The organism is Gardnerella sp. KA01001 (genome assembly GCF_049244025.1).
In the GTDB taxonomy this organism is placed as follows: Bacteria; Actinomycetota; Actinomycetes; order Actinomycetales; family Bifidobacteriaceae; genus Bifidobacterium; species Bifidobacterium swidsinskii.
In genome coordinates this window covers 203173-223294 of record NZ_CP058366.1, presented here as the reverse complement: position 1 = coordinate 223294, position 20122 = coordinate 203173, and the positions used below count along the sequence as shown (strand labels likewise).

Below are 20122 nucleotides of genomic sequence, written 5' to 3'. Positions count from 1 at the left end.
GTGCGCGCTAAAGTGAGATAGAACAGTTATATGAATTGTTATTAAAGTTATCAAAGGAGCCAATATGGCAGAAACTTTTAACGTTGTGGTAGAGATTCCACGCGGTTCTAAGAACAAGTATGAAGTGGATCACGAAACTGGTCGCGTATTCTTGGATCGCACCCTTTTCACAGCTATGGGTTATCCAGATGATTACGGTTATATTGATGGCACTTTGGGCGAAGATGGCGATCCACTCGACGCTCTTGTTATGATTCCAAATTCTGTGTTCCCAGGATGCGTTGTTGAGTGCCGCGCTGTTGGCTTGTATCACATGGTTGACGAAGCCGGTGGAGACGACAAGGTTTTGTGTGTTCCAGCGGACGTTCGTTTCGACGACATCAAGGATATCGATGACGTGAACGAGTATCACAAGGCTGAAATCAAGCACTTCTTCGAGCAGTACAAGGCTTTGGAACCAGGTAAGGAAGTTCTTCCTGGTGACTTCTGGGCTGGCGTTGAGCAGGCTGAGAAGGAGATCGTTGCAGCTCGCAAGCGCTTGGAAGAAAGCGAAAAATAAGTTTCGCTTTTAATGAGTAAAACAATAAAAATTAAAAGTTAATAAATAAAACGTCGAAGACACATACTGTGTTTTCGACGTTTTTATGTAAGTGCGTGCTGCTTTCAGAAGTAAATTAAAACGTAACGTTGCATACGCTTTTAATAATTTTAAGCAGCTACTAGCATTCCAAGGCCTGCAATATACACGAGTATCCCTGAAAGCATTATTGGCAATATAGAAATAGCGATATCGTGTGAAACTATTCCAGTTTCGTATTCTTCATAATTGTTGCGAACCCATAAATATGAAAGTCCTGATAGCGCGATTAGCATAAATATGCACAGTACTATAACGAGTATTCCACCGTCTAAATTGCGAAGCGATGGCATAAAGCTAATAATTGACGGCAAAAATAGCCAACCCGGAAGTGCTGCACAAGCAATACTTGCAGTAAGCGTGTGCGAAAGATTTCGTACTAAATTTGTGCGATTCTCGCGCAGCATTTGCCTCAAGAATGTTACAAATGTTGCTGCTACAAGAATTAGAGCAAAAGATACAGCCCAGCGTTCGTAAGGGTGAATTGCAGCAATGAACTTACTCATTGACACAGTTTCGTTATCAATAATGACGCTTTTTGGTAGCCATCCCTTTAATACTCCGGTTGCAAACCATGTAGAAGCAATTCCTGCGCATAATGCAATAGCTCGGTCAATTACATTTCCGTGCAGTGGCCACAACGCTATAAATGTAAGCATTATGATAAGGCATAATATAAGTGTTATTTTTGCTGTTGCGATTGGCAATATTGCTGCAATTGCGAGAAGTACTACAACAAAAATTTGGCTTACAAACATCGCTAATGCGTTCATGCTAGGTATACGGGTATGTTTTTGAACATTTACGCAAGAATTATCATTTTTCTGCATCTTGTCATTGCAGATACGTGTTTCATTGCTCATACACACTCCCTAGTGCCGTAATTTTATATTTATAAAGCGTAATATGTCCGTAAAACATTAACAAATTACTTTGTTTATTTACTAATGTAGCCTATAACCTGCACTGCGCTTTATTGTGTTGATATTTTTTATCTTTGGAAAATGCAAGTGTTGCGCTTATCGCTATTTTTCGCAGTATGGTTTACAATTCCTGTAAAGGCTGAATTTGCTACTACATCAATTGTTTGTTGGAGGCATCATATGACTGATATCACATTGATGACTTCGTGTGCTTCTCCCTCTTCAGTTTTACCTTCACTTACTTTGTTATCTCATAAAGTGCGTTTACTTTCTTTGGATACGTCAAGTTTGGCAAAACTGCCCGCACAAACCATTCTTTTGCTTGATGCGCGTGAGGATTTAGCTCTCGCTAAATCAATGTGTTCTTCTCTGCGTGTTGCAAATATTACGGTTCCTGTCATATTAGTTATAACTGAGGGTGGTTTTACTGTAGTAAATCCTTCGTGGAACATTTCTGATGTTGTGCTGACTAATGCTTCTCCTGCAGAAGTAGAAGGTCGTTTGCGTTTGGCTTCTTTGCAACACGGATCTTCTGATGATTTATTTGTGCATTCGCAAGGCTCTGAAATTGATGATTCTTTCAATTCAGACAATGGAACTATGCGTTCTGGAGATCTCGTTGTAGATATGCGTAGCTACACAGTGAGTTTGCATGGTCATCCTGTTGATTTAGCTTATAAAGAATTTGAATTGCTGAAATACTTTGTGCAGCATCCGCGCAGGGTGTTTACTCGCACTCATTTGTTGCAAGAAGTATGGGGCTACGACTACTACGGTGGCACTCGTACTGTAGATGTCCATATTCGTAGGCTCCGTGCAAAACTTGGTGTTGAATATGAACATTTGATTGGCACAGTGCGTAATGTTGGCTATCGCTTCGATCCTTCGGAATCAGATGAGAATAGCGAGATTTCCGAAAGCAGCATTGAAGATGATTCTGAAAATGATGCAGATAAGCAGTCTGCGCAATAATGATTTATCAAAGTTCTAATATGCGAGAATCAAAACAAGCGAAATTAGCTCGTATTTATGCAGAGTACGATTTATTGTGCAAAGAAATACCGGAACCTAAGTGTGCATTAAATTTCAAAAATCCATTTGAGCTACTAATTGCTACTGTATTAAGCGCGCAAACTACAGATAAGCGTGTGAATATCGTGACGCCTGAACTCTTTTCTATTTTCCCCAACGCGAGTTCTTTAGCTGCTGCTCCTGTATCTCAAGTTGAGTCAATTATTTACCCTCTCGGATTTTATAGAGTAAAAGCACAGAACATTATTTCATTATCTGCATGTTTGCTTAATAATTTTTCTGGTATAGTGCCATCAAATATGGAAGCTTTAATATCGTTGCCAGGTGTTGGTCGTAAAACTGCCAATGTCGTTCTTGGCAACGCATTTGGATTACCGGGGTTTCCCGTAGATACTCACGTAATACGTGTTACAGGTCGTCTTGGTTGGCGTAAGGTTCAGAATCGTCCAAATCCTGTTGCTATTGAGCGCGAAATAACTGCTTATTTTGCTCCTAAAGAGTGGACTAATCTCTCTCATAGACTTATTTTGCATGGCAGAAAAATTTGCACTGCTCGGAATCCAAAATGTGTTTCATGCCCTTTAAATACAACATGTCCGTCGGCAATTATTTAAAGCGTGTTGTTCCCAATTCAGATATTGATATAGACTGTAGGTTATGTCAAGAACAGGCAAATATGCGTGTCACGCTTCCAGGTCATATCATACTCGTACTAGTGCAGACTGGATACCATGGGTTGTGTTTGTGGTTGTGTCTGTAATAATGAGCGGCATTTTGTGGTGTGGATGGCAAATGTACCAGGGTCATTCGCCTTTTGCTGCAATAATGCATCCAGCTAGTAACTCAGTGCTAAAAGTTGGTCTACGTACTGCTCCTGAATCTCTTGATATTAGAAACGACGACAGTGACGCTTTACAGCAAGCTTTAATTGGTAATGTTTACGAAACTCTTGTTAAACGTGGCGATGATAATAGTTTGCAACCAGGTCTCGCGAAGTCATGGGATATTTCGAAAGACGGCTTAACATATCGTTTTAATTTGCGTCAAGGTGTGCATTTCTCTAACGGTAGTGAGATGACTTCAAATTCCGTATTACAATCTTTGAAACAAGGCATCACAAATAATTATCCTGGTTATAGTGCACTTACAAATATTAAAACTGTTAATAATCCGGATGATTACACTTTAGTAATTACACTTAATAATCCAGATGCTTTACTTCTACGTCGTCTTGCTGGACGTGTTGGCATTGTCTATGACACAAAATCGATGATTGACTATGCAAGTGCTGCTCTTGGCACAGGTCCTTTCACTGTAAGTGACTACAATAAAGGCAATTCTTTAGTATTACTTCGCAACGATAAATATTGGGGAACCCCTGCTTCTTGTGCAAGTATTACTTTGCAATATTTCAATAGCGATACTGCTCTAGCTGAGGCAATGGAAAAGGGCAATATTCAAATGGCAGTTCCGCTTGAAGGTAACGAAAATAAGCGTCTTGCTGCTGTTGCTAATACGCAAATGGTAGAGGGTCAGAGCACAAGAGTGCGATTTATTGCAATAAATACAACAGTTTCGTCGATTTTCTGCGATGAGCAGGCTCGTAAAGCTGCGAGATACGCTTTGAATGCGCAAACTGTACTTGCAGCTGATGGCAATGGTGGTGTTCCAGTAGGAGGACCTATTGATCCTCTTTCAACTGGTTATGAAGATTTAAATGGATTGTATCCTTATAATCCAGGCAAAGCTGCTCCTTTGTTCCATTACTTTAGCGCAAGCTATTTAGGAACTATTAATTTTCTTGTTCCACAGGGCGAAGGTGGAGTTGGGGGCGAGCTTTCAAAACAGATTAGTTCCGTGAGCGGTTTTAAGGTCAATCTTGAAGAAGTTGATCAACAAACTATGCGTAAGCGTATTAGTGAAGGTAAGTATGATCTTGCGCTTACTACGAGCAATCGTACTTTAGATGAAGGCATGTTTGCAGAAAGCGGTTCTCCGTTCGTTTTGCAAGACGCGCGTGCTCAACAAGCTTGGACCGATGCGGTTCATTCTAAGAATGCAAACGAATATGAGGCAAATGCTCGTGCATATGCGCGCGAAGTAAGCAATAATGCTGCAGCTCACTGGTTATATGCTCGAAAGAGCATTATGGCTGTAAAGTCTAATGTAAGCGGCTATACGAAAAATATGACGGATCAGCTTCTGCCATTGCAGAGCATAGTGGTGAAATAGAAAAGCGTAAGATTTGCGTTGTCGCGCTGAGTTTCTAATATTCAGTTCATGAGTGAACAGGATAATAACGCAGTAAAACACGCACATTTAACACCATTGCCTAACAAGGTTGGTGTTGATGGTCTTGAAGACAAGTGGCGTAGTAATTGGGACGAAGCTAAGACTTACGCATTCCATAATTCTCGCGACCGTAAGGCCGTATATTCTATCGATACTCCACCTCCAACCGTTAGTGGTCACTTGCACGTAGGTCACGTATTCTCTTACACGCATACGGATGTCATTGCGCGATATAAGCGCATGCAAGGCTTTGACGTGTTCTACCCAATGGGTTGGGACGATAACGGCTTGCCAACAGAGCGCCGAGTACAAAATTATTACGGCGTTAGAGTGGATACTTCGTTGAAGTATGACCCTGATTTTAAGCCGCCTTTTGAAGGTACTGAAGGTAAGAAGATTGAGGCAAAAGATCAGGTTCCTGTAAGCCGACAGAACTTTATTGAACTTTGCGAACGCTTAACTTCTCAGGACGAGAAGCTTTTTGAAGCTTTGTGGCGTAGGCTTGGTCTTTCTGTGGACTGGTCGCAAACTTACCACACTATTGGTGAGCAGCCTCGCCGAGTTGCACAAAAAGCATTCTTGCGCAATCTTGCTCGCGGAGAAGCGTATCAGAAAGATGCTCCAGGTTTGTGGGATGTTACATTCCAGACTGCTGTTGCTCAGGCTGAGCTTGAATCGCGCGAATATCCTGGTTTCTACCATAAGATTGCGTTCCGTTTTGAAGATGGTACGCCAATTTATATTGAAACTACGCGCCCAGAATTGCTTGCTGCATGCACCTCTTTGATTGCAAATCCAGAAGATGAGCGTTATAAGAAGTACTTTGGTCAGGAAGTTTATTCTCCACTGTTTAAGGTGAAAGTTCCAATTTTGGCGCATTCTGCTGCTCAAATGGACAAGGGTGCAGGCATTGCAATGTGCTGCACTTTCGGTGATGTAACCGACGTTGAGTGGTGGCGTGACTTGAATCTTCCAACTCGACCAATCATTCAGCGCAACGGCCGCATTGTGATGACCACTCCTGATTGGATTACGGACGAGTCCGGCCGCGAAATGTTCGAGAAAATTGCCGGTAAAACCACGTTCTCCGCTCGCAAGGAAGTTGTTGAAGCTTTGCAAGCAGCTGGAGATATGGAAGGCGATCCAAAGCCAACAAAGCGTATGACGAACTTCTACGAAAAGGGTGATAAGCCTTTGGAAATCGTCACTTCTCGTCAGTGGTACTTAAAGAACGGTGGCACGGACGAAAAGTTGAATGCTGAGCTTATTGAGCGCGGCAAGGAACTTAATTTCCATCCGGACTTTATGCGCGTGCGCTATGAGAATTGGGTTCACGGCTTGAATGGTGACTGGCTTATTTCTCGCCAGCGTTTCTTTGGTGTGCCATTCCCACTTTGGTATCCAGTAAACGAAAATGGGGAAGTGGATTACGAGCATCCTTTGACTCCTAGCGAAGACCGTTTGCCAATCGATCCAACTATCGATGTTCCAGAAGGATTCGACGAATCTCAGCGCGACCAGCCAAACGGCTTTACTGCTGAGCAAGACATTATGGACACTTGGGCAACATCTTCCTTAACTCCGCAAATTGTGACCCGTTGGGAAGAGCCTGGTGAGGAAAATCAAGCTTTGTTTAAGGCTACTTTCCCAATGGATTTGCGTCCACAAGGCCAGGATATTATTCGTACTTGGCTGTTTAGTACGGTTGATCGTGCGCATCTTGAAAATGGCTGCTTGCCTTGGAAGCATGCTGCGCTTTCTGGTTGGATTCTTGATCCTGACCATAAGAAGATGTCTAAATCTAAGGGCAATGTGGTTGTGCCAAATAAACCAATCGAAGAGTTTGGCGCGGATGCTGTGCGCTACTGGGCAACTTCTGCAAAACTTGGCTTGGATGCAACTTACGACGAAGGTCAAATGAAGATTGGTCGACGTTTAGCGATTAAGCTTTTGAATGCTACGAAGTTTGCGCTCGCAATTGGTCGCGAAGATGATGAGCATCAGGTTCTTGAGTCTGCTAGCGCGGATTGGGATTTTGCAGACGTTACGGAAGTTTTGGATCGCTCTGTTATGGCAAAGCTTGCATCCGTTATTCGTACTGCGACTGATGCGCTTGAATCTTACGAGCATTCTAAGGCTTTGGAAGCAATCGAAACATTCTTCTGGGAGTTCTGTGACGATTACATTGAGCTTGCAAAGAATCGTGCTTACGGTACTGCAGAATCCACTGGACGCACTCCAAGTGAAGCTGCTGTGAAGTCTGCTCGCACAACTCTTGGTCTTGCACTCGATGCTTTGGCTCGCTTGCTTGCTCCTTACTTGCCTTACGCTACTGAAGAAGTGTGGAGCTGGATGCATGACGGCGAAGGATCCGTGCATCGTGCTAGCTGGCCATGCGCTAAGGCGTATGAGTCTGCTGCAAACGGAGTTTCTGCAGACACTTTGGCTTACGCGGGTGAAGCTTTGGCTACTTTGCGCAAGATTAAGTCTGAAGCAAAAGTTTCTATGAAGACTCCTATTTTGCAAGTAACTTTGAACGTTGCAGAAAACGCTTACAAGGCTGTTGAGGAGACTTTGGATGACGTTGCTGAAGCTGGTCGCGTTACTGGAGAAGTAAAACTTAACGCTGTTAAGGCTGCAGTTGCTGGAGATTCTTCTGCTTCTGCTTCTGAATCTGAATCTGCTTCTGATTCTGCAGAATCTGATGCAGCTAACGTAAACGTTTCAGTTGCTCAAAGCGAACTCGGCGAAGCTCCTGCAAAAAAGAAGTAGTTGCAAGTAATCGAAAATAATGAATCGCAAAACAAAAGCGCTGGAAGTCAATCTTCGACTCCAGCGCTTTTTGTGTATTTAAGAACTAAGCATAATCACTTATTATAAATCCTGCTGCGATGGTCAATATCCACAACAAAAACGGTCAGTACATTATTTTCAATTGCACAAATTATTCTGTAATCCCTTACTCTATATCTCCAAAATCCCGAATAGTTGCCAGTTAGTGCCTTGCCTCTGATTCGAGGATTGTCGAGATTGCTAATTTCGCGAAGCTCCTTAACGATTTGCTTGGCAATCGTTTTGTCAATTTTCCCTAGCTGTTTTTCAGCTCTTTTAGATAAATTAATCTTCCAAATCAAGGCGCTTCACCACGTCGTCGAGTGGGGATGTTTCTAATTCTCCACGTTTGTATGCTTCAATATCTGCCATTAGACCATATTCATGTTCAAGTTCATCAATTTGAGCTTCTAGTGCTTGATTCATGTAAAATGAACGGGTGCGGTGAGTGGTTTTAGCGAGCTGATCATAACGATCTAAAACGTTAGAGGGTACTCTTAATCCTGTAATTGTTGCGACCATTTTTAATCTCCAATGTAAAACATGTAAAACATATATTACCTTACACTCAGAATAATGCAATCCAATGGGTTGTAATCGCGAAGCATCGCGCGGTAACGCTAGACTGTAAACCATGAATCCAGAAAGCTTAAGTGAATTAATTGAAAAAATTGCTAAAGATTTAGTAGCAAGCGGTAAAGCTGGCAATCTAACAGAAGATTTGATTCCTGCTGCCGAAAAACTTGCAGTTATGAGGCCAAAAGATCGCGCACACGGCGATTGGGCTACGAATGTTGCTATGCAACTCGCTAAAAAAGCTGGTATGAAGCCTCGCGATTTAGCTGAACTTTTTGCCGAGCCTTTGCAAGAAGCAGAAGGTATTGCGTCTGTAGAAGTTGCAGGTCCTGGCTTTATTAACATAACGCTTGATTCTGCTTCTGCGGCGGCGGTCGTAGACGAAGTCTTAAAGCAGGGTGCGGCTTTTGGCAAGAATACGCATTTGAGCGGCAAAACTTTGAATCTTGAGTTTGTATCCGCAAACCCGACTGGTCCAATCCACATTGGTGGAACTCGCTGGGCTGCAGTTGGTGATTCCATGGCTCGAGTTTTGGAAGCGAACGGCGCAAAAGTTGTGCGTGAATACTACTTCAACGATCATGGCGAGCAAATCAACCGTTTTGCAAAGTCTTTAGTTGCTGCAGCTCACGGCGAAGAAACGCCTGCAGATGGTTACAAAGGTGCGTATATTAACGAAATTGCGGACGCTGTTATAAAAGAAGCAAATGCGGATGGTGTTGACGTTCTCTCATTGCCACGAATTGATCTTGGAAAAGACGAAGAAGGTTTGCCTCTTGGCGAAGGCGATTCCGAGCAGCGCGAAGAGTTCCGCAAGCGCGCAGTGCCAATGATGTTTGCTGAAATTCGCAAATCAATGCGCGATTTTCGTGTTAGTTTCGACGTGTGGTTCCACGAAAACAGCCTGTACGAGGATGGTGAAGTTGAGCGCGCTATTGCAGACTTGCGTGAGCGTGGAGATATTTTCGAAAAAGACGGCGCAACTTGGTTTGAATCCACTAAGCATGGCGACGACAAGGATCGCGTAATTATTAAGTCCGACGGAAACTACGCTTACTTTGCTGCTGATATTGCGTACTATCGCAACAAGCGTCACCGCGAGCAGAATCCTGCAGACGTAGCAATCTACATGCTCGGCGCGGATCATCACGGATATATTGGCCGAATGATGGCAATGTGCGCGGCTTTTGGCGACAAGCCGGGCGAAAACATGCAGATTCTTATTGGTCAGCTTGTAAACGTTATGAAGGACGGAAAACCTGTGCGCATGAGCAAGCGTGCTGGAAACGTTATTACGATTGACGATTTAGTTGATGCAATTGGCGTTGACGCTTCGCGCTACTCGCTTGCTCGCACCGACTACAACACAAGCGTTGATATTGATTTGGATTTGCTTGCTTCTCACAGCAACGATAATCCTGTGTACTACGTGCAATACGCTCACGCACGCAGCTGCAATGTGGCTCGCAATGCGGCTGACGCTGGAATTACGCAAGATGGCGCTGATTTAAGCTTGCTTAATACCGAGGCTGACGGCGAAGTGTTGGCTGCTTTGGCTCAATGGCCTGCTGCTTTGGCTCAAGCTGGCGATTTGCGCGCTCCTCACAGAGTTGCGCATTACCTTGAGGATTTGGCAGCAAGTTACCACAAGTGGTACAACCTTGAGCGTGTTGTACCAATGGAGTTAACTGACCCTGAAAATCGTTTGCCAGAAGCCGAGCGTGAAGCTCAGCGCATTGCAAAGTGCCCAGAGCCAGCTCGTGCTGCAGCTCGCTTAAAGCTTAACGCTGCTGTGCGCACAGTTATTGCAACTGGTCTTGATTTGCTTGGAGTTTCTGCTCCAGAAAAGATGTGATTTTGCTTATTTTATATAAGATTTAGAGCAAAGCTATAGAGCATTTTTGATTACATAGGACGTTGGTAGCTTGCCAGCGTCCTTTTTTATTTTTTATTAGAGACACGCACGAATTATAAGTTTCTATCGATTAAGTACATGCAATTTATTAATATACCCTCTAATATTATTTTTGCTTTAAATCCACAAAATTACAAGGTAAGAGATTTAGCTGAATAGTATGTAAATACAAATTTATCCTTATGGGAGGTGTAAGCATGAGCGTCACAACACAAAGTGTCAGCACAGATAGTGCCCCGAAAAAAAGGAACTTGACCATTATTGAGTCCGCGTACGTGGCGGTCATGTTGTTTGGTATGTTCTTTGGCGCAGGAAACCTGATTTTCCCTGTGTTCCTTGGAGCTAATGCAGGAACTAATTTCGTGCCTGCAACAATTGGCTTTATTGTTACTGGCGTTGGTTTGCCATTGCTTGGTGTTACGGCTCTTGCAATGAGTCGCGCAAACGGTCTTTTTGAACTTTCTAGTAAGCCGAGCAAAAAATACGGCATGTTCTTTACTTGTGTGCTGTATTTAACAATCGGACCATTCTTTGCAATTCCTCGCTGCGCAACAACTTCGTACACTGTTGGTTTGGAGCGCGTTATTCCGCAAGACGGAAACGGTCAATTGTATTTGTTCTTGTTCTCTGTGGTTTTCTTCGCGTTAGCATTCTTCTTTGCTATGAAGCCTAGCGGAATACTTACATGGGTTGGTAAAGTTCTTACGCCGATATTCTTGGTTTTCTTAGGTATTCTGGTATTTACTGCACTGTTTTCTCCTGTAAGCGGCGCTTCTGCGGATGCTGCTCCTATAGGGAAGTATGTTAATGAATCATTCTTTACAGGATTCTTAGATGGCTACAATACAATGGATGCTTTAGCTAGCTTGGCTTTTGGCATTATAGTTGTTAGTACTATTCGATCCTTTGGCGTAAAAGACCCTAAAGATGTGGCAGTGAATACTGTGCGATCTGGATTCTTTAGCTGCTTGCTTATGGCGTTGATTTACGTCGCAATTGTTGTTGTCGGTGTGCGTAGCCGTGCACTGTTTAAGCCTGCTGAAAACGGTGGCGTAACTTTGGCGCAAGTTGCACGCTACCATCTTGGAAACGTTGGTTTGCTTGTTCTTGCTGCAACTGTTACTCTTGCATGCTTAAAGACGGCAGTTGGTTTAATTGTAAGCTGCTCGGAAACTTTCTCTAAGTTATTCCCTAAGGGTCCTAGCTATCGCGTTTGGTCTGTGTTGATTACGCTTGTTTCGTTTGGCCTTGCAAACTTTGGTTTGAGCACAATCATCGAATATGCAGTTCCAGTATTGATGTTCTTGTATCCACTGTCAATCGTATTGATTCTTTTGGCTTTGTGCGGTCGACTTTTTGGAAATTCCAAAGTCGTGTACGCTTGGACGCTTGGTTTTACTGGTGTTGCAGCGGTATATGATTTTTTGAATAGTTTGCCACAAGCTTTACGCAGTGCATTGCATATGAACGATATGTTGGTGGTTGTTCAAAACTGGCTACCGTTCTCAGAATTTGGCATGGCTTGGGTTTGCCCTGCTGTTGTTGGATTTGTTGTTGGTTATGTCCGCATGGTTTTATTTGAAAACAAGGACATGGAAGAGGTGGCTCGTCTAGCTGCTGGTCCAGATCTTGAAGGCAGTGTTGCTAGCGACGATTATTATTCTTCAAGCGATGCTGAGTTTAAGGAGCCTGCTGACTTCGCTGTATCCGCTAAGTCTACTGTTGACGAACCTAATTTTAGTGAGCAATCCTAAAGTTTTGTAGCGTCGCGTAGACGTCATAATAATCGCCATATTTTGATGCGTATTTTACGTAACAAGATATGGCGATTTTATGCGACTTGCTAATTGAGGCTTGCGACTTGCGCCTAGAAGTTGCCGCCGTTCCAACCCCAGTCAGTAGTTGCAGTGTAACGAATATAAGTGCGATCCTGTGGAATCCCAAGCTCTCGCTCTAAAGCTGCCATAATCTGCTCAGTTAACTTTTCCCAAGCAGACCCTGGCACGCTGGAACCAAACACGTTCACCTCAACGTAAGCTGCAGGCTTAGCATTGTCTCCTGCAAAATAAATCGGCATATTGTCCTCGAATGGGCACATGAGCCAATGCTCGCTTTTTCCTGGAACTGCGCTAATTGCTTTGCCATAAGCAGCTTTTAATGCGTCGCGCTGGGTAGGTGTTGTGCTTACAGAAACATGAGTATGAATAACTGGCATAATCGCTCCTTTGCTAAATTTAGTAAGCTTTATTACGTAACAATTATATGTTATTTGTTAGCAGCCGCGTGTTTAATGGATATTATGAAAAAGCTTATTGAACAGGTTGTAAAGTTTGGAATTGTGGGCGTTATTGCCCTTATTATTGACGTTGCGCTACTCAATTTATTAATGCTTGCGCACTTAAATAATGTGGTTGCGGGTACGATTTCTTTCGTAATTTCACTTATCTTCAACTATATTGCCAGTATGAAATACGTCTTTAAACATCGTGAAGATATGGCAAAGTGGATGGAGCTTCTGATTTTTGTTATTTCCGCAGTCATAGGTTTGCTTATAAATGATTTGATTATTTGGGCTAGTACGTTAGGAATGGTTGAAAGCTTACGCGGATCTGCAGTATACGTTTTGCGCACAAATATAGGAAAACTTGTAGCTACTGTTGTTGTTGCTGTGTGGAATTTTGTTATACGAAAGTGGCTGCTCGATGATACTAAATCTCAGCAGCCTGGGTATGTTGCGCAAGAAGATACGAGTTTTGCTCACCGTTTGGGAATGTGGTCGCTTAATCATACAAAAAATCGCAAGTAATTGATTTAATCTTTTAAACAGAAAGTAGAACGCAATGCCAGCTACGACAATTCATTTTGTGCGTCATGGAGAAGTTGATAATCCAAATCACGTGTTGTATGAGCGTCTTTCTGGATTTCATCTTTCGGCTCGCGGAGTGAGAATGGCGCAAGCTACAGCAAAATATATTGCCACTGTTCCGCAAATGCGCGGAATTACTGCAATTTATTCGTCTCCTCTTGAGCGAACACGTGAAACAGCGCGTGAAATCGAAAATGCTTTGCGCAATATTGCAGATTCTGCCTATGTAAAAGCGCACTATGACGAAGATTCTGCGCAATCTCAAGAAAGCGACATTATTTTAGATAAACGCTTAATTGAAGCTGGAAATAATTTCCGCGGGAAACGCATAGGTTACGGTGAAGGCGCACTGTGGAAAAACAACAATTGGAAGCTTGTTGCGAATTTGTGGAAGCCAAGTTGGGGAGAAAGCTACAGAAGTATTGCCACTAGAGTTGGCGATTTTGTGCGCGAGCAGGTTCGTAAGCATCCGGGTGAGCAAATCGTTGCAGTTACTCATGAGTCGCCAATCTGGTCTTATAGACACCTACTGGAAACCGGCCACGCTGAACATAATATGCTTCTTCGTCACACGGCTTTAGCTTCGATTACTTCTATTACTTACGATTGCGAGACTTTGCGTGTGCTTTCAATTACGTATGTTGATCCTGCTGGGCGAGTGAAGTAAGTAACATATAATGCGAAGGAGCATTGAAATGGTTAGTTCTGTTGATTCTGTCAAAGATTCTGAAGATATTAAAAATAATGAAAAAAGTATGCTAATGCTGAATGATGCAGCGCAATCTGCCGCAAAACTAACGGAATTATGGCCATTGACGGAAGCGCGACACTTAGATAACGACGCAAAATATGCGGAAAATCTTGAGGTGCGCTCAATGCGAGCAATAGCACGAATACTCACGAATCTTGATGTTACTGTGCCGGATGCTGAATTTGTGTATGAAGGTGCGGATGAAATTCCTGGACGTCCGCAAGAAATAGTAGACGCGCTACTTGCTGCCGCCGATGCTTACGACAATATGGATTCATGCTATGAGCCTAACTATGATGAAGCAGAAGAAGCAATACTAGAAAATAGTAATAATATAAATTCTATTTTTAGTAAGATTGCATCTCATTCTGCCGAAGATTCTAATGCAATAAATGCAGCAGCCGATACGTTAAATGTTGAAGGTAATTGGAGTATTAACGATATTGACTTTGCAATTAATTATGCGAAACAAATGGTTTCTTGTTATGAAAATAAATCATTGGAAATGCAAAAAATTATTGTAGTTTTAAGCTTATTAACAAATCTAATTAAAAAAACTAACGAGATTTGCGAAACTTTACCAATCTTCTTATATATTAACGAAATATGTGAGTGTGCTGGTTTGCCGCGAATGATGTTCAAGGATGCTCAATGGCGTGAGATTGTTGATTGTGTGCGCAATTCTAGCGATAAGTGTAATTGTGATATAAGTGGCGATATAAGTGCGTTGGTCAATTTTATTTCGCCGCTGCTTATTTCAGAGTGGGGAAAGCATCGTGAAGACGTGCTGTGGGATCCTGAAGTTGCGAAGAAGCTCGCAAAAGAAGAGGATGATAGAAAGTCCCGCGAGGCTCTTGCTGCGAAGTTTGCGCACGTTGAGGGTAATAAAGAATCTACGCAGGCACTTGATTAGTTTTTAGGTTGACTTATGTTTGATGCGAATGCTGCACGTCCGTAACGCGCGGCACAATGGAACCTATGACTGATATCGAGGAAACTCAAGAAGTTGCTAATAATGCAACAAAATCCGCAAAGCCTGAACTTCCAAAGAATGTTCGCGTGCGTTTTTGCCCTTCGCCAACCGGTACACCTCACGTAGGTATGGTTCGTACCGCGCTATTTAACTGGGCGGAGGCTCGCCATACTCACGGCAAATTGCTTTTCCGTATTGAAGATACCGATAATGAGCGCGATAGTGAGGAAAGCTACCAGCAGATTATTGAGGCTCTTCGTTGGCTCAATATTGATTGGGACGAGGGCATTGATGTTGGCGGAGATAACGGACCGTATCGCCAGTCCCAGCGCATGGAAATTTATAAAGACGTAGCACAAAAGCTTTTTGAAGCAGGATACGCTTATGAATCCTTCTCTACTCCAGAAGAGATTAAAGAGCGCAATATTGCTGCTGGCCGTCCTGCTGAATTTGGCTATGATGGTTACGATCGCAATCTTACGGAAGAACAGAAGCAAGCTTTCCGCGATGAAGGCAGAAAGCCTGCACTTCGCTTAAAGATGCCAAATGAAGACATTACTTTTAACGATTTGATTCGTGGCGAAATCACTTTTAAGGCGGGTTCTGTTCCAGATTATGTGATTGTGCGCCCGAATGGCGATCCGCTTTACACGCTTACGAACCCTGTTGATGACGCGTTAATGGATGTAAACGTGGTTTTGCGCGGTGAGGATATTCTTAGCTCCACACCTCGTCAGATTGTGCTTTACCGTTACCTTATGGAAATGGGTATTGCTAAGGAAACTCCGCTTTACGGCCACATGCCTTATGTTATGGGCGAAGGTAAGAAGAAGCTTTCTAAGAGAGACCCTGAGTCCAACTTGTTCTTGCATAGGGATAACGGATTTATTCCAGAAGGCTTGCTGAATTACTTGGCTTTGCTTGGATGGTCTATTGCGCCTGATCGCGATGTGTTCTCTATGGACGAGATGATTGAAAAGTTCGATGTGCGAGACGTTAAAGCAAACCCTGCACACTTCGACTTAGACAAAGCAATTTCCATTAACGCTGAGCATATTCGCATGCTTGAGTCTCAAGATTTTTTGAACCGTTCTGTGCCTTACTTGCATAAGGATGGCGTAGTTAGTGCGGATAATTGGGATGCGTTAACTGACCGCGAGCGTGAAGTACTCACCGCTGCTGCACCTCTTGTACAGCCTCGCGTGCGTTTGCTTGGCGAGGTCGCTGGAATGGTTGGCAGCCTGTTAAGTGAAGATGGTTACATTGCTCCAGATGACGACGCTCGTAAGCAGTTGAAGGAATCTGCAGGAGAGGTTCTTGACGCTGCGCTCGCTGCCTTGAAGGACGTTGATGCTGCTGATTGGCATACTGATTCCTTGCACGAGCTTTTGAACAAGAAGCTTGTTGAGGAAGCTGGCTACAAGCCGCGCTTGGCGTTTGGCCCTGTGCGAGTTGCACTTTCTGGTCGTCGCGTTTCGCCTCCACTGTTTGAGTCCATGGAAATCGTGGGCAAAGACGTGACTTTGGCGCGTTTGGCTGGTTTACGCGAGCATTTGTAAATCACCAATAATTTATAAGCGCAAATAAAATTTGAATAAGGCGGGAGTGTGGCACTATTGCTGTATTTCCGCCTTTTTATTTGTTTTATGCTTAATATATTTTCGACACGCCGCGGTTGCAAGTATTTGCTTTATGTTGTAAAGTCGCTATTTGTTGCGTCAAGAGGCGTAGCTGATAAATGAAAGCCCCCGTCGTCTAGCGGTCTAGGACTACGCCCTCTCACGGCGCCAACACCGGTTCAAATCCGGTCGGGGGTACGAAGACGGAACGGTTCCAAGAGCCGCGAAGCTTGTCAATTGGGGTATGGTGTAATTGGCAACACAGGTGATTCTGGTTCATCCATTCTTGGTTCGAGTCCAGGTACCCCAGCGAATAGCTCTCGTAGAACGAGGGCTTTTTTGTTATCTATCTGTATTACTGCGATTTGTCTCAGCGCGCGACCTTTTCTTTACGCGGCTGTAAAGTTTCTGCCGCTTGTTGGCGTGAAAGCGGCAGTTTCTTTACATACATGCTCAGTTTTTGCCGTTTACTCCCGTTTACCACGCTTGCCGCACGCTTCTTATGTAGCCTTAAAATCAAAAACCCCAGTGCGTGACCGGGGTTAGAGAAAGAAGAGAAGAAGAGAGGTTAAGTTATTAAAGTCAAATTCAACTACTTGCTTGTAGTTTATTTCCTTTTGATGTATATATAATAACCACCTTATGCTGAGTGCAGTAATGCGATTACCTGTGAATTGTCTGTGAATTTGTAACTATTTTACTGAAATTGCACGTTTTTATCGCCTTTAGGTTATTTATTATCAGTATTTGCTTAATTTAGTATTTTTGAATGTAAATAATTTATGTAAACTTGCGCACAAAATTGAGTGAGTCGCGGCATATCTGCCGTATGCTTAAAGTATGACTGATTCTGCACAATCTGAAGCTCATGTATCTGCGGCACTTCCTTTATCTGTTTCGGCGCGTTTAGGACGTTTGCAGTTCCATCTTTCTGGTAAATTCCGGGTGCTTCAGTGTGCAGATGTTCAAGATGGGTTACGTATTTCACAAGATACTATTCGACTTATTGCTTCTGCTTGCGATGCTGTGCGACCAGATCTTGTAGTTTTTACTGGAAACCAGATTGCAGGTTATGAAAGAGTATTTGCAAAAACTTTTCAGCGTAGACGCTGGCAGGAATCTTCCAATATTTCAGCTTCTGATAAGAAGCAATTGGTTGATAAGGTGCACGAATTTGTTGCTAAGTTAATGAAGCCACTAGAAGATCGCAGTATTCCGTGGGTTGTTACTTATGGGAATCATGATTTCCAGTGCGGTCTGAGTAATGAAGAGCTTGATAAGATATATCAAGATTTTCCATGTTGCATGAATCGCAGTGCTTCTAATGTATCTTCTGCAAGTGCTATGCAATCGACAAAATGTGTGTTGCCAAAGCAGATTATTTTTACATGTGAGCCTGGTACTTTTGCCTTGCCTGTTATGGATGAAAAGCATGAAAAGGTTGTTTTTTCAATAGTTTTAGTTGATTCTGGAGATTATGCTAAATCCGGCGGATATGGTAGCCCTTCTAAAAAAACTATTGAGTTTATTTCTGGTCTTCCTTCTTATTTGCCTGAGCATATTTGCGTTTTTCAGCATTTTCCATTGCCGCAATATTATCGTGTTCTTCGTGAAGTTCCGCAAGAACTTGCTGCGCGCGAACATGCTATTGAAGGGTATCGTACTTTTGCTGGTCGCTATTATGCTCTTGACGAAAAACATGTTCTGCCCGATGGGTATTTAGGTGAAGGAATCAGCTGCCCTGACGTCGATAGTGGTGAATACGCTGCTTTGCTTGATGCAGGAGCTTTTGCGCTAATTGCCGGTCACGATCACCGCAATTCTTTCGCAGCTAAAGATCACGAGAGTAATATGCTATTTGTTGCCACTCCTACATGTGGTTTTGGATCTTACGGCCCTGAACCTGCTAAAAGAGGCGTGCGCTTGCTCGAATTTGATATTCGTCACCCGTTTGAACCGCGTACGCAAATGCTTGAATTTGGGAATCTTGTTGGCAAACCTTCTTCCAAAAAAGCCTATACTTATGCTCTTACAGCTGAATCTGAGCATGAATTGCCAGAAGTGGATTTATTACGTAAACCATCATTACTTACTAGATTGATTCGTCGATGGCGTCAACGATCTACGCGCTAATTTAATCAGTTTTAATAGATTGCATGAGCGCGTTGGCAAATATGCCGGTATTATAGTGAATAGTGTTTTAGCGCGAACGAAAGAGGTAAATGTGTCCGCACACAATACGGCTGAACAGAACAACAATAGTGGCATTGACGCTGCAGATGTGTTGCATGTAGAAGGTGGTAAGCCGCTTAATGGCACTATTAAAGTGCGTGGCGCAAAAAACTTTGTTAGCAAGGCTATGGTTGCAGCTTTGTTGGCACCTGGCAAGTCTGTTCTAAAAAACGTTCCTGAAATTCGCGATGTTCATGTAGTTTCTGATTTGTTGCGTTTGCATGGTGTTGACGTTGAAGTTAATGGACCTGAAGGCATTGTGACAATTGATGCCACAAAAGTGCAGCTCGCAGATGTAGCTGACGTCGACACTCTTTCTGGTTCGTCTCGTATTCCAATTCTTTTCTCTGGTCCTCTTCTTCATCGTCTTGGAGAAGCGTTTATTCCTGCGCTTGGAGGATGCAATATTGGTGGCCGTCCAATTGATTTTCATCTTGAGACGTTGCGTAAACTTGGTGCAAATGTAGATAAAGATCACGAAGATGGTATTCATATTACTGCACCTAATGGCTTACATGGCACTAAAATTCATTTGCCTTATCCTTCTGTCGGCGCAACCGAACAGACTTTGCTTGCAGCGGTTCTTGCAGAAGGTCGTACAGAGCTTTCCGGAGCTGCAATTGAGCCAGAAATTATGGATTTGGTAGCCGTTTTGCAAAAGATGGGTGCGATTATTTCTGTAGATGTTGACCGTACTTTCCGTATTGAGGGAGTAAAAGAGCTTCAAGGATACACTCATACGTCATTAACTGATCGCATCGAAGCAGCTTCTTGGGCTTCTGCTGCTCTTGCAACACACGGAGATGTGTTTATTAAGGGCGCAACTCAGCCAGAAATGATGACTTTCTTAAATGTGTTCCGTAAAGTTGGCGGACAATTTGATGTTACAGATAAAGGAATTCGTTTCTGGCATCCGGGTGGGGATTTGCATCCGGTTGCTATTGAAACCGATGTACATCCTGGTTTTATGACTGATTGGCAGCAACCTCTTGTCGTTGCGCTTACTCAAGCGAAGGGCTTGAGTATTGTGCATGAAACTGTTTATGAAAATCGTTTTGGTTTCACGAAGCCACTTGTGCAAATGGGAGCTATGATTCAGCTTTATCGTGAATGCTTAGGTTCGCTTCCTTGCAGATTCCAGCAGCGCAATTACAAGCATTCTGCAGTGATTTTCGGACCTACTCCGTTGACAGGTCAAGATATTGATGTACCTGATTTGCGCGGAGGCTTTAGCCATTTGATTGCAGCTCTTACTGCTCAAGGTCCGTCGAATGTGCGTGGAATTTCGCTAATTGATCGAGGATATGCAGATTTTAGAGGCAAACTTTTAGCATTGGGTGCTAATATCGACTGATATATTCTTCTACTTCTTCTACAAAACGTGAATTTTGTAGGTTTATAAGCTTTTATCCACAATGCTATAAAAAGCTTTTTTACGCATAAATTTATCGGTACAGTAGTCGCAACTGTAATT

Annotated in this window: 17 protein-coding genes and 2 tRNA genes; 15 read left to right on the top strand and 4 right to left on the bottom strand. The window is 43.1% G+C overall.

Going from position 1 to position 20122, the window contains the following annotated elements; translation table 11 throughout:
• Positions 1–64: 64 nt before the first annotated feature.
• Positions 65–559, top strand: coding sequence for an inorganic diphosphatase (locus tag HXT59_RS01055; protein WP_004105658.1), 495 nt, complete (start codon positions 65–67; stop codon positions 557–559).
• 149 nt (positions 560–708) lie between these two features.
• Here the strand turns inward: HXT59_RS01055 and HXT59_RS01050 are convergent, their stop codons facing one another.
• Complete coding sequence (locus HXT59_RS01050; protein ID WP_004109821.1) at positions 709–1500, bottom strand: hypothetical protein; 792 nt, start codon at positions 1498–1500, stop codon at positions 709–711.
• 240 nt (positions 1501–1740) lie between these two features.
• Between HXT59_RS01050 and HXT59_RS01045 the strand changes: the two genes are divergently transcribed.
• From HXT59_RS01045 to valS, 4 genes are all read left to right on the top strand, one after another.
• Positions 1741–2532: a response regulator transcription factor gene (locus HXT59_RS01045; RefSeq protein WP_033888627.1), complete on the top strand. Its 792-nt coding sequence runs from the start codon at positions 1741–1743 to the stop codon at positions 2530–2532.
• Positions 2532–3206 carry an endonuclease III gene (gene nth, locus HXT59_RS01040; protein ID WP_004109815.1) on the top strand — a complete coding sequence of 225 codons (675 nt, stop codon included), beginning with the start codon at positions 2532–2534 and terminating at the stop codon, positions 3204–3206. Before HXT59_RS01045 ends, nth begins: the two co-directional genes overlap by 1 nt.
• 130 nt (positions 3207–3336) lie before the next feature.
• Entirely contained in the window at positions 3337–4824 is a 1488-nt protein-coding gene (locus HXT59_RS01035) for an ABC transporter substrate-binding protein (protein WP_102703325.1), read from the top strand.
• 48 nt (positions 4825–4872) lie between these two features.
• On the top strand, positions 4873–7656 hold the full coding sequence (gene valS, locus HXT59_RS01030) for a valine--tRNA ligase (protein ID WP_415685049.1): 2784 nt from the start codon (positions 4873–4875) through the stop codon (positions 7654–7656).
• 95 nt (positions 7657–7751) lie between these two features.
• Here valS and HXT59_RS01025 read toward each other — a convergent pair whose 3' ends face one another.
• Positions 7752–8018 (bottom strand): type II toxin-antitoxin system RelE family toxin, encoded by a 267-nt coding sequence (locus tag HXT59_RS01025; protein ID WP_012913788.1) that lies wholly within the window; start codon positions 8016–8018, stop codon positions 7752–7754.
• Positions 8002–8238: a type II toxin-antitoxin system RelB family antitoxin gene (gene relB, locus HXT59_RS01020; RefSeq protein WP_041160461.1), complete on the bottom strand. Its 237-nt coding sequence runs from the start codon at positions 8236–8238 to the stop codon at positions 8002–8004. Before relB ends, HXT59_RS01025 begins: the two co-directional genes overlap by 17 nt.
• 112 nt (positions 8239–8350) lie before the next feature.
• Here relB and argS point away from each other — a divergent pair, with 112 nt between their 5' ends.
• Together argS and brnQ are read left to right on the top strand one after the other, a co-directional pair.
• Positions 8351–10147: an arginine--tRNA ligase gene (argS, locus tag HXT59_RS01015; protein WP_415685051.1), complete on the top strand. Its 1797-nt coding sequence runs from the start codon at positions 8351–8353 to the stop codon at positions 10145–10147.
• A gap of 257 nt (positions 10148–10404) precedes the next feature.
• Positions 10405–11961 (top strand): branched-chain amino acid transport system II carrier protein, encoded by a 1557-nt coding sequence (gene brnQ, locus HXT59_RS01010; protein WP_102704518.1) that lies wholly within the window; start codon positions 10405–10407, stop codon positions 11959–11961.
• Between the two features lie 113 nt (positions 11962–12074).
• Here brnQ and HXT59_RS01005 read toward each other — a convergent pair whose 3' ends face one another.
• Positions 12075–12422, bottom strand: a complete 348-nt coding sequence (locus HXT59_RS01005) for a phenylpyruvate tautomerase MIF-related protein (RefSeq protein ID WP_064622123.1) — start codon at positions 12420–12422, stop codon at positions 12075–12077.
• A gap of 84 nt (positions 12423–12506) precedes the next feature.
• On the opposite strand from HXT59_RS01005, the gene HXT59_RS01000 reads away from it, so the two are divergent.
• The 8 genes from HXT59_RS01000 (at position 12507) to murA (ending at position 20002) form a co-directional block, all read left to right on the top strand.
• A complete protein-coding gene (locus HXT59_RS01000) occupies positions 12507–13013 on the top strand; it encodes a GtrA family protein (protein ID WP_064622127.1) in 507 nt (168 codons plus the stop codon).
• Between the two features lie 34 nt (positions 13014–13047).
• Positions 13048–13740, top strand: a complete 693-nt coding sequence (locus tag HXT59_RS00995; RefSeq protein WP_064622125.1) for a histidine phosphatase family protein — start codon at positions 13048–13050, stop codon at positions 13738–13740.
• Between the two features lie 28 nt (positions 13741–13768).
• Positions 13769–14737, top strand: a complete 969-nt coding sequence (locus HXT59_RS00990; protein WP_102704517.1) for a hypothetical protein — start codon at positions 13769–13771, stop codon at positions 14735–14737.
• Positions 14738–14793: 56 nt separating this feature from the next.
• A complete protein-coding gene (gltX, locus tag HXT59_RS00985; RefSeq protein WP_421783923.1) occupies positions 14794–16356 on the top strand; it encodes a glutamate--tRNA ligase in 1563 nt (520 codons plus the stop codon).
• Positions 16357–16541: 185 nt separating this feature from the next.
• Positions 16542–16614, top strand: a tRNA-Glu gene (locus HXT59_RS00980).
• Between the two features lie 40 nt (positions 16615–16654).
• Positions 16655–16726: transfer RNA gene (locus HXT59_RS00975), tRNA-Gln, on the top strand.
• A gap of 530 nt (positions 16727–17256) precedes the next feature.
• Positions 17257–18549, top strand: a complete 1293-nt coding sequence (locus HXT59_RS00970; RefSeq protein ID WP_102155474.1) for a metallophosphoesterase — start codon at positions 17257–17259, stop codon at positions 18547–18549.
• Positions 18550–18640: 91 nt separating this feature from the next.
• The gene (gene murA / locus HXT59_RS00965) at positions 18641–20002 is read left to right on the top strand and encodes a UDP-N-acetylglucosamine 1-carboxyvinyltransferase (RefSeq protein ID WP_004109784.1); all 1362 of its coding nucleotides are present in this window, start codon (positions 18641–18643) and stop codon (positions 20000–20002) included.
• Positions 20003–20122 lie beyond the last annotated feature (120 nt).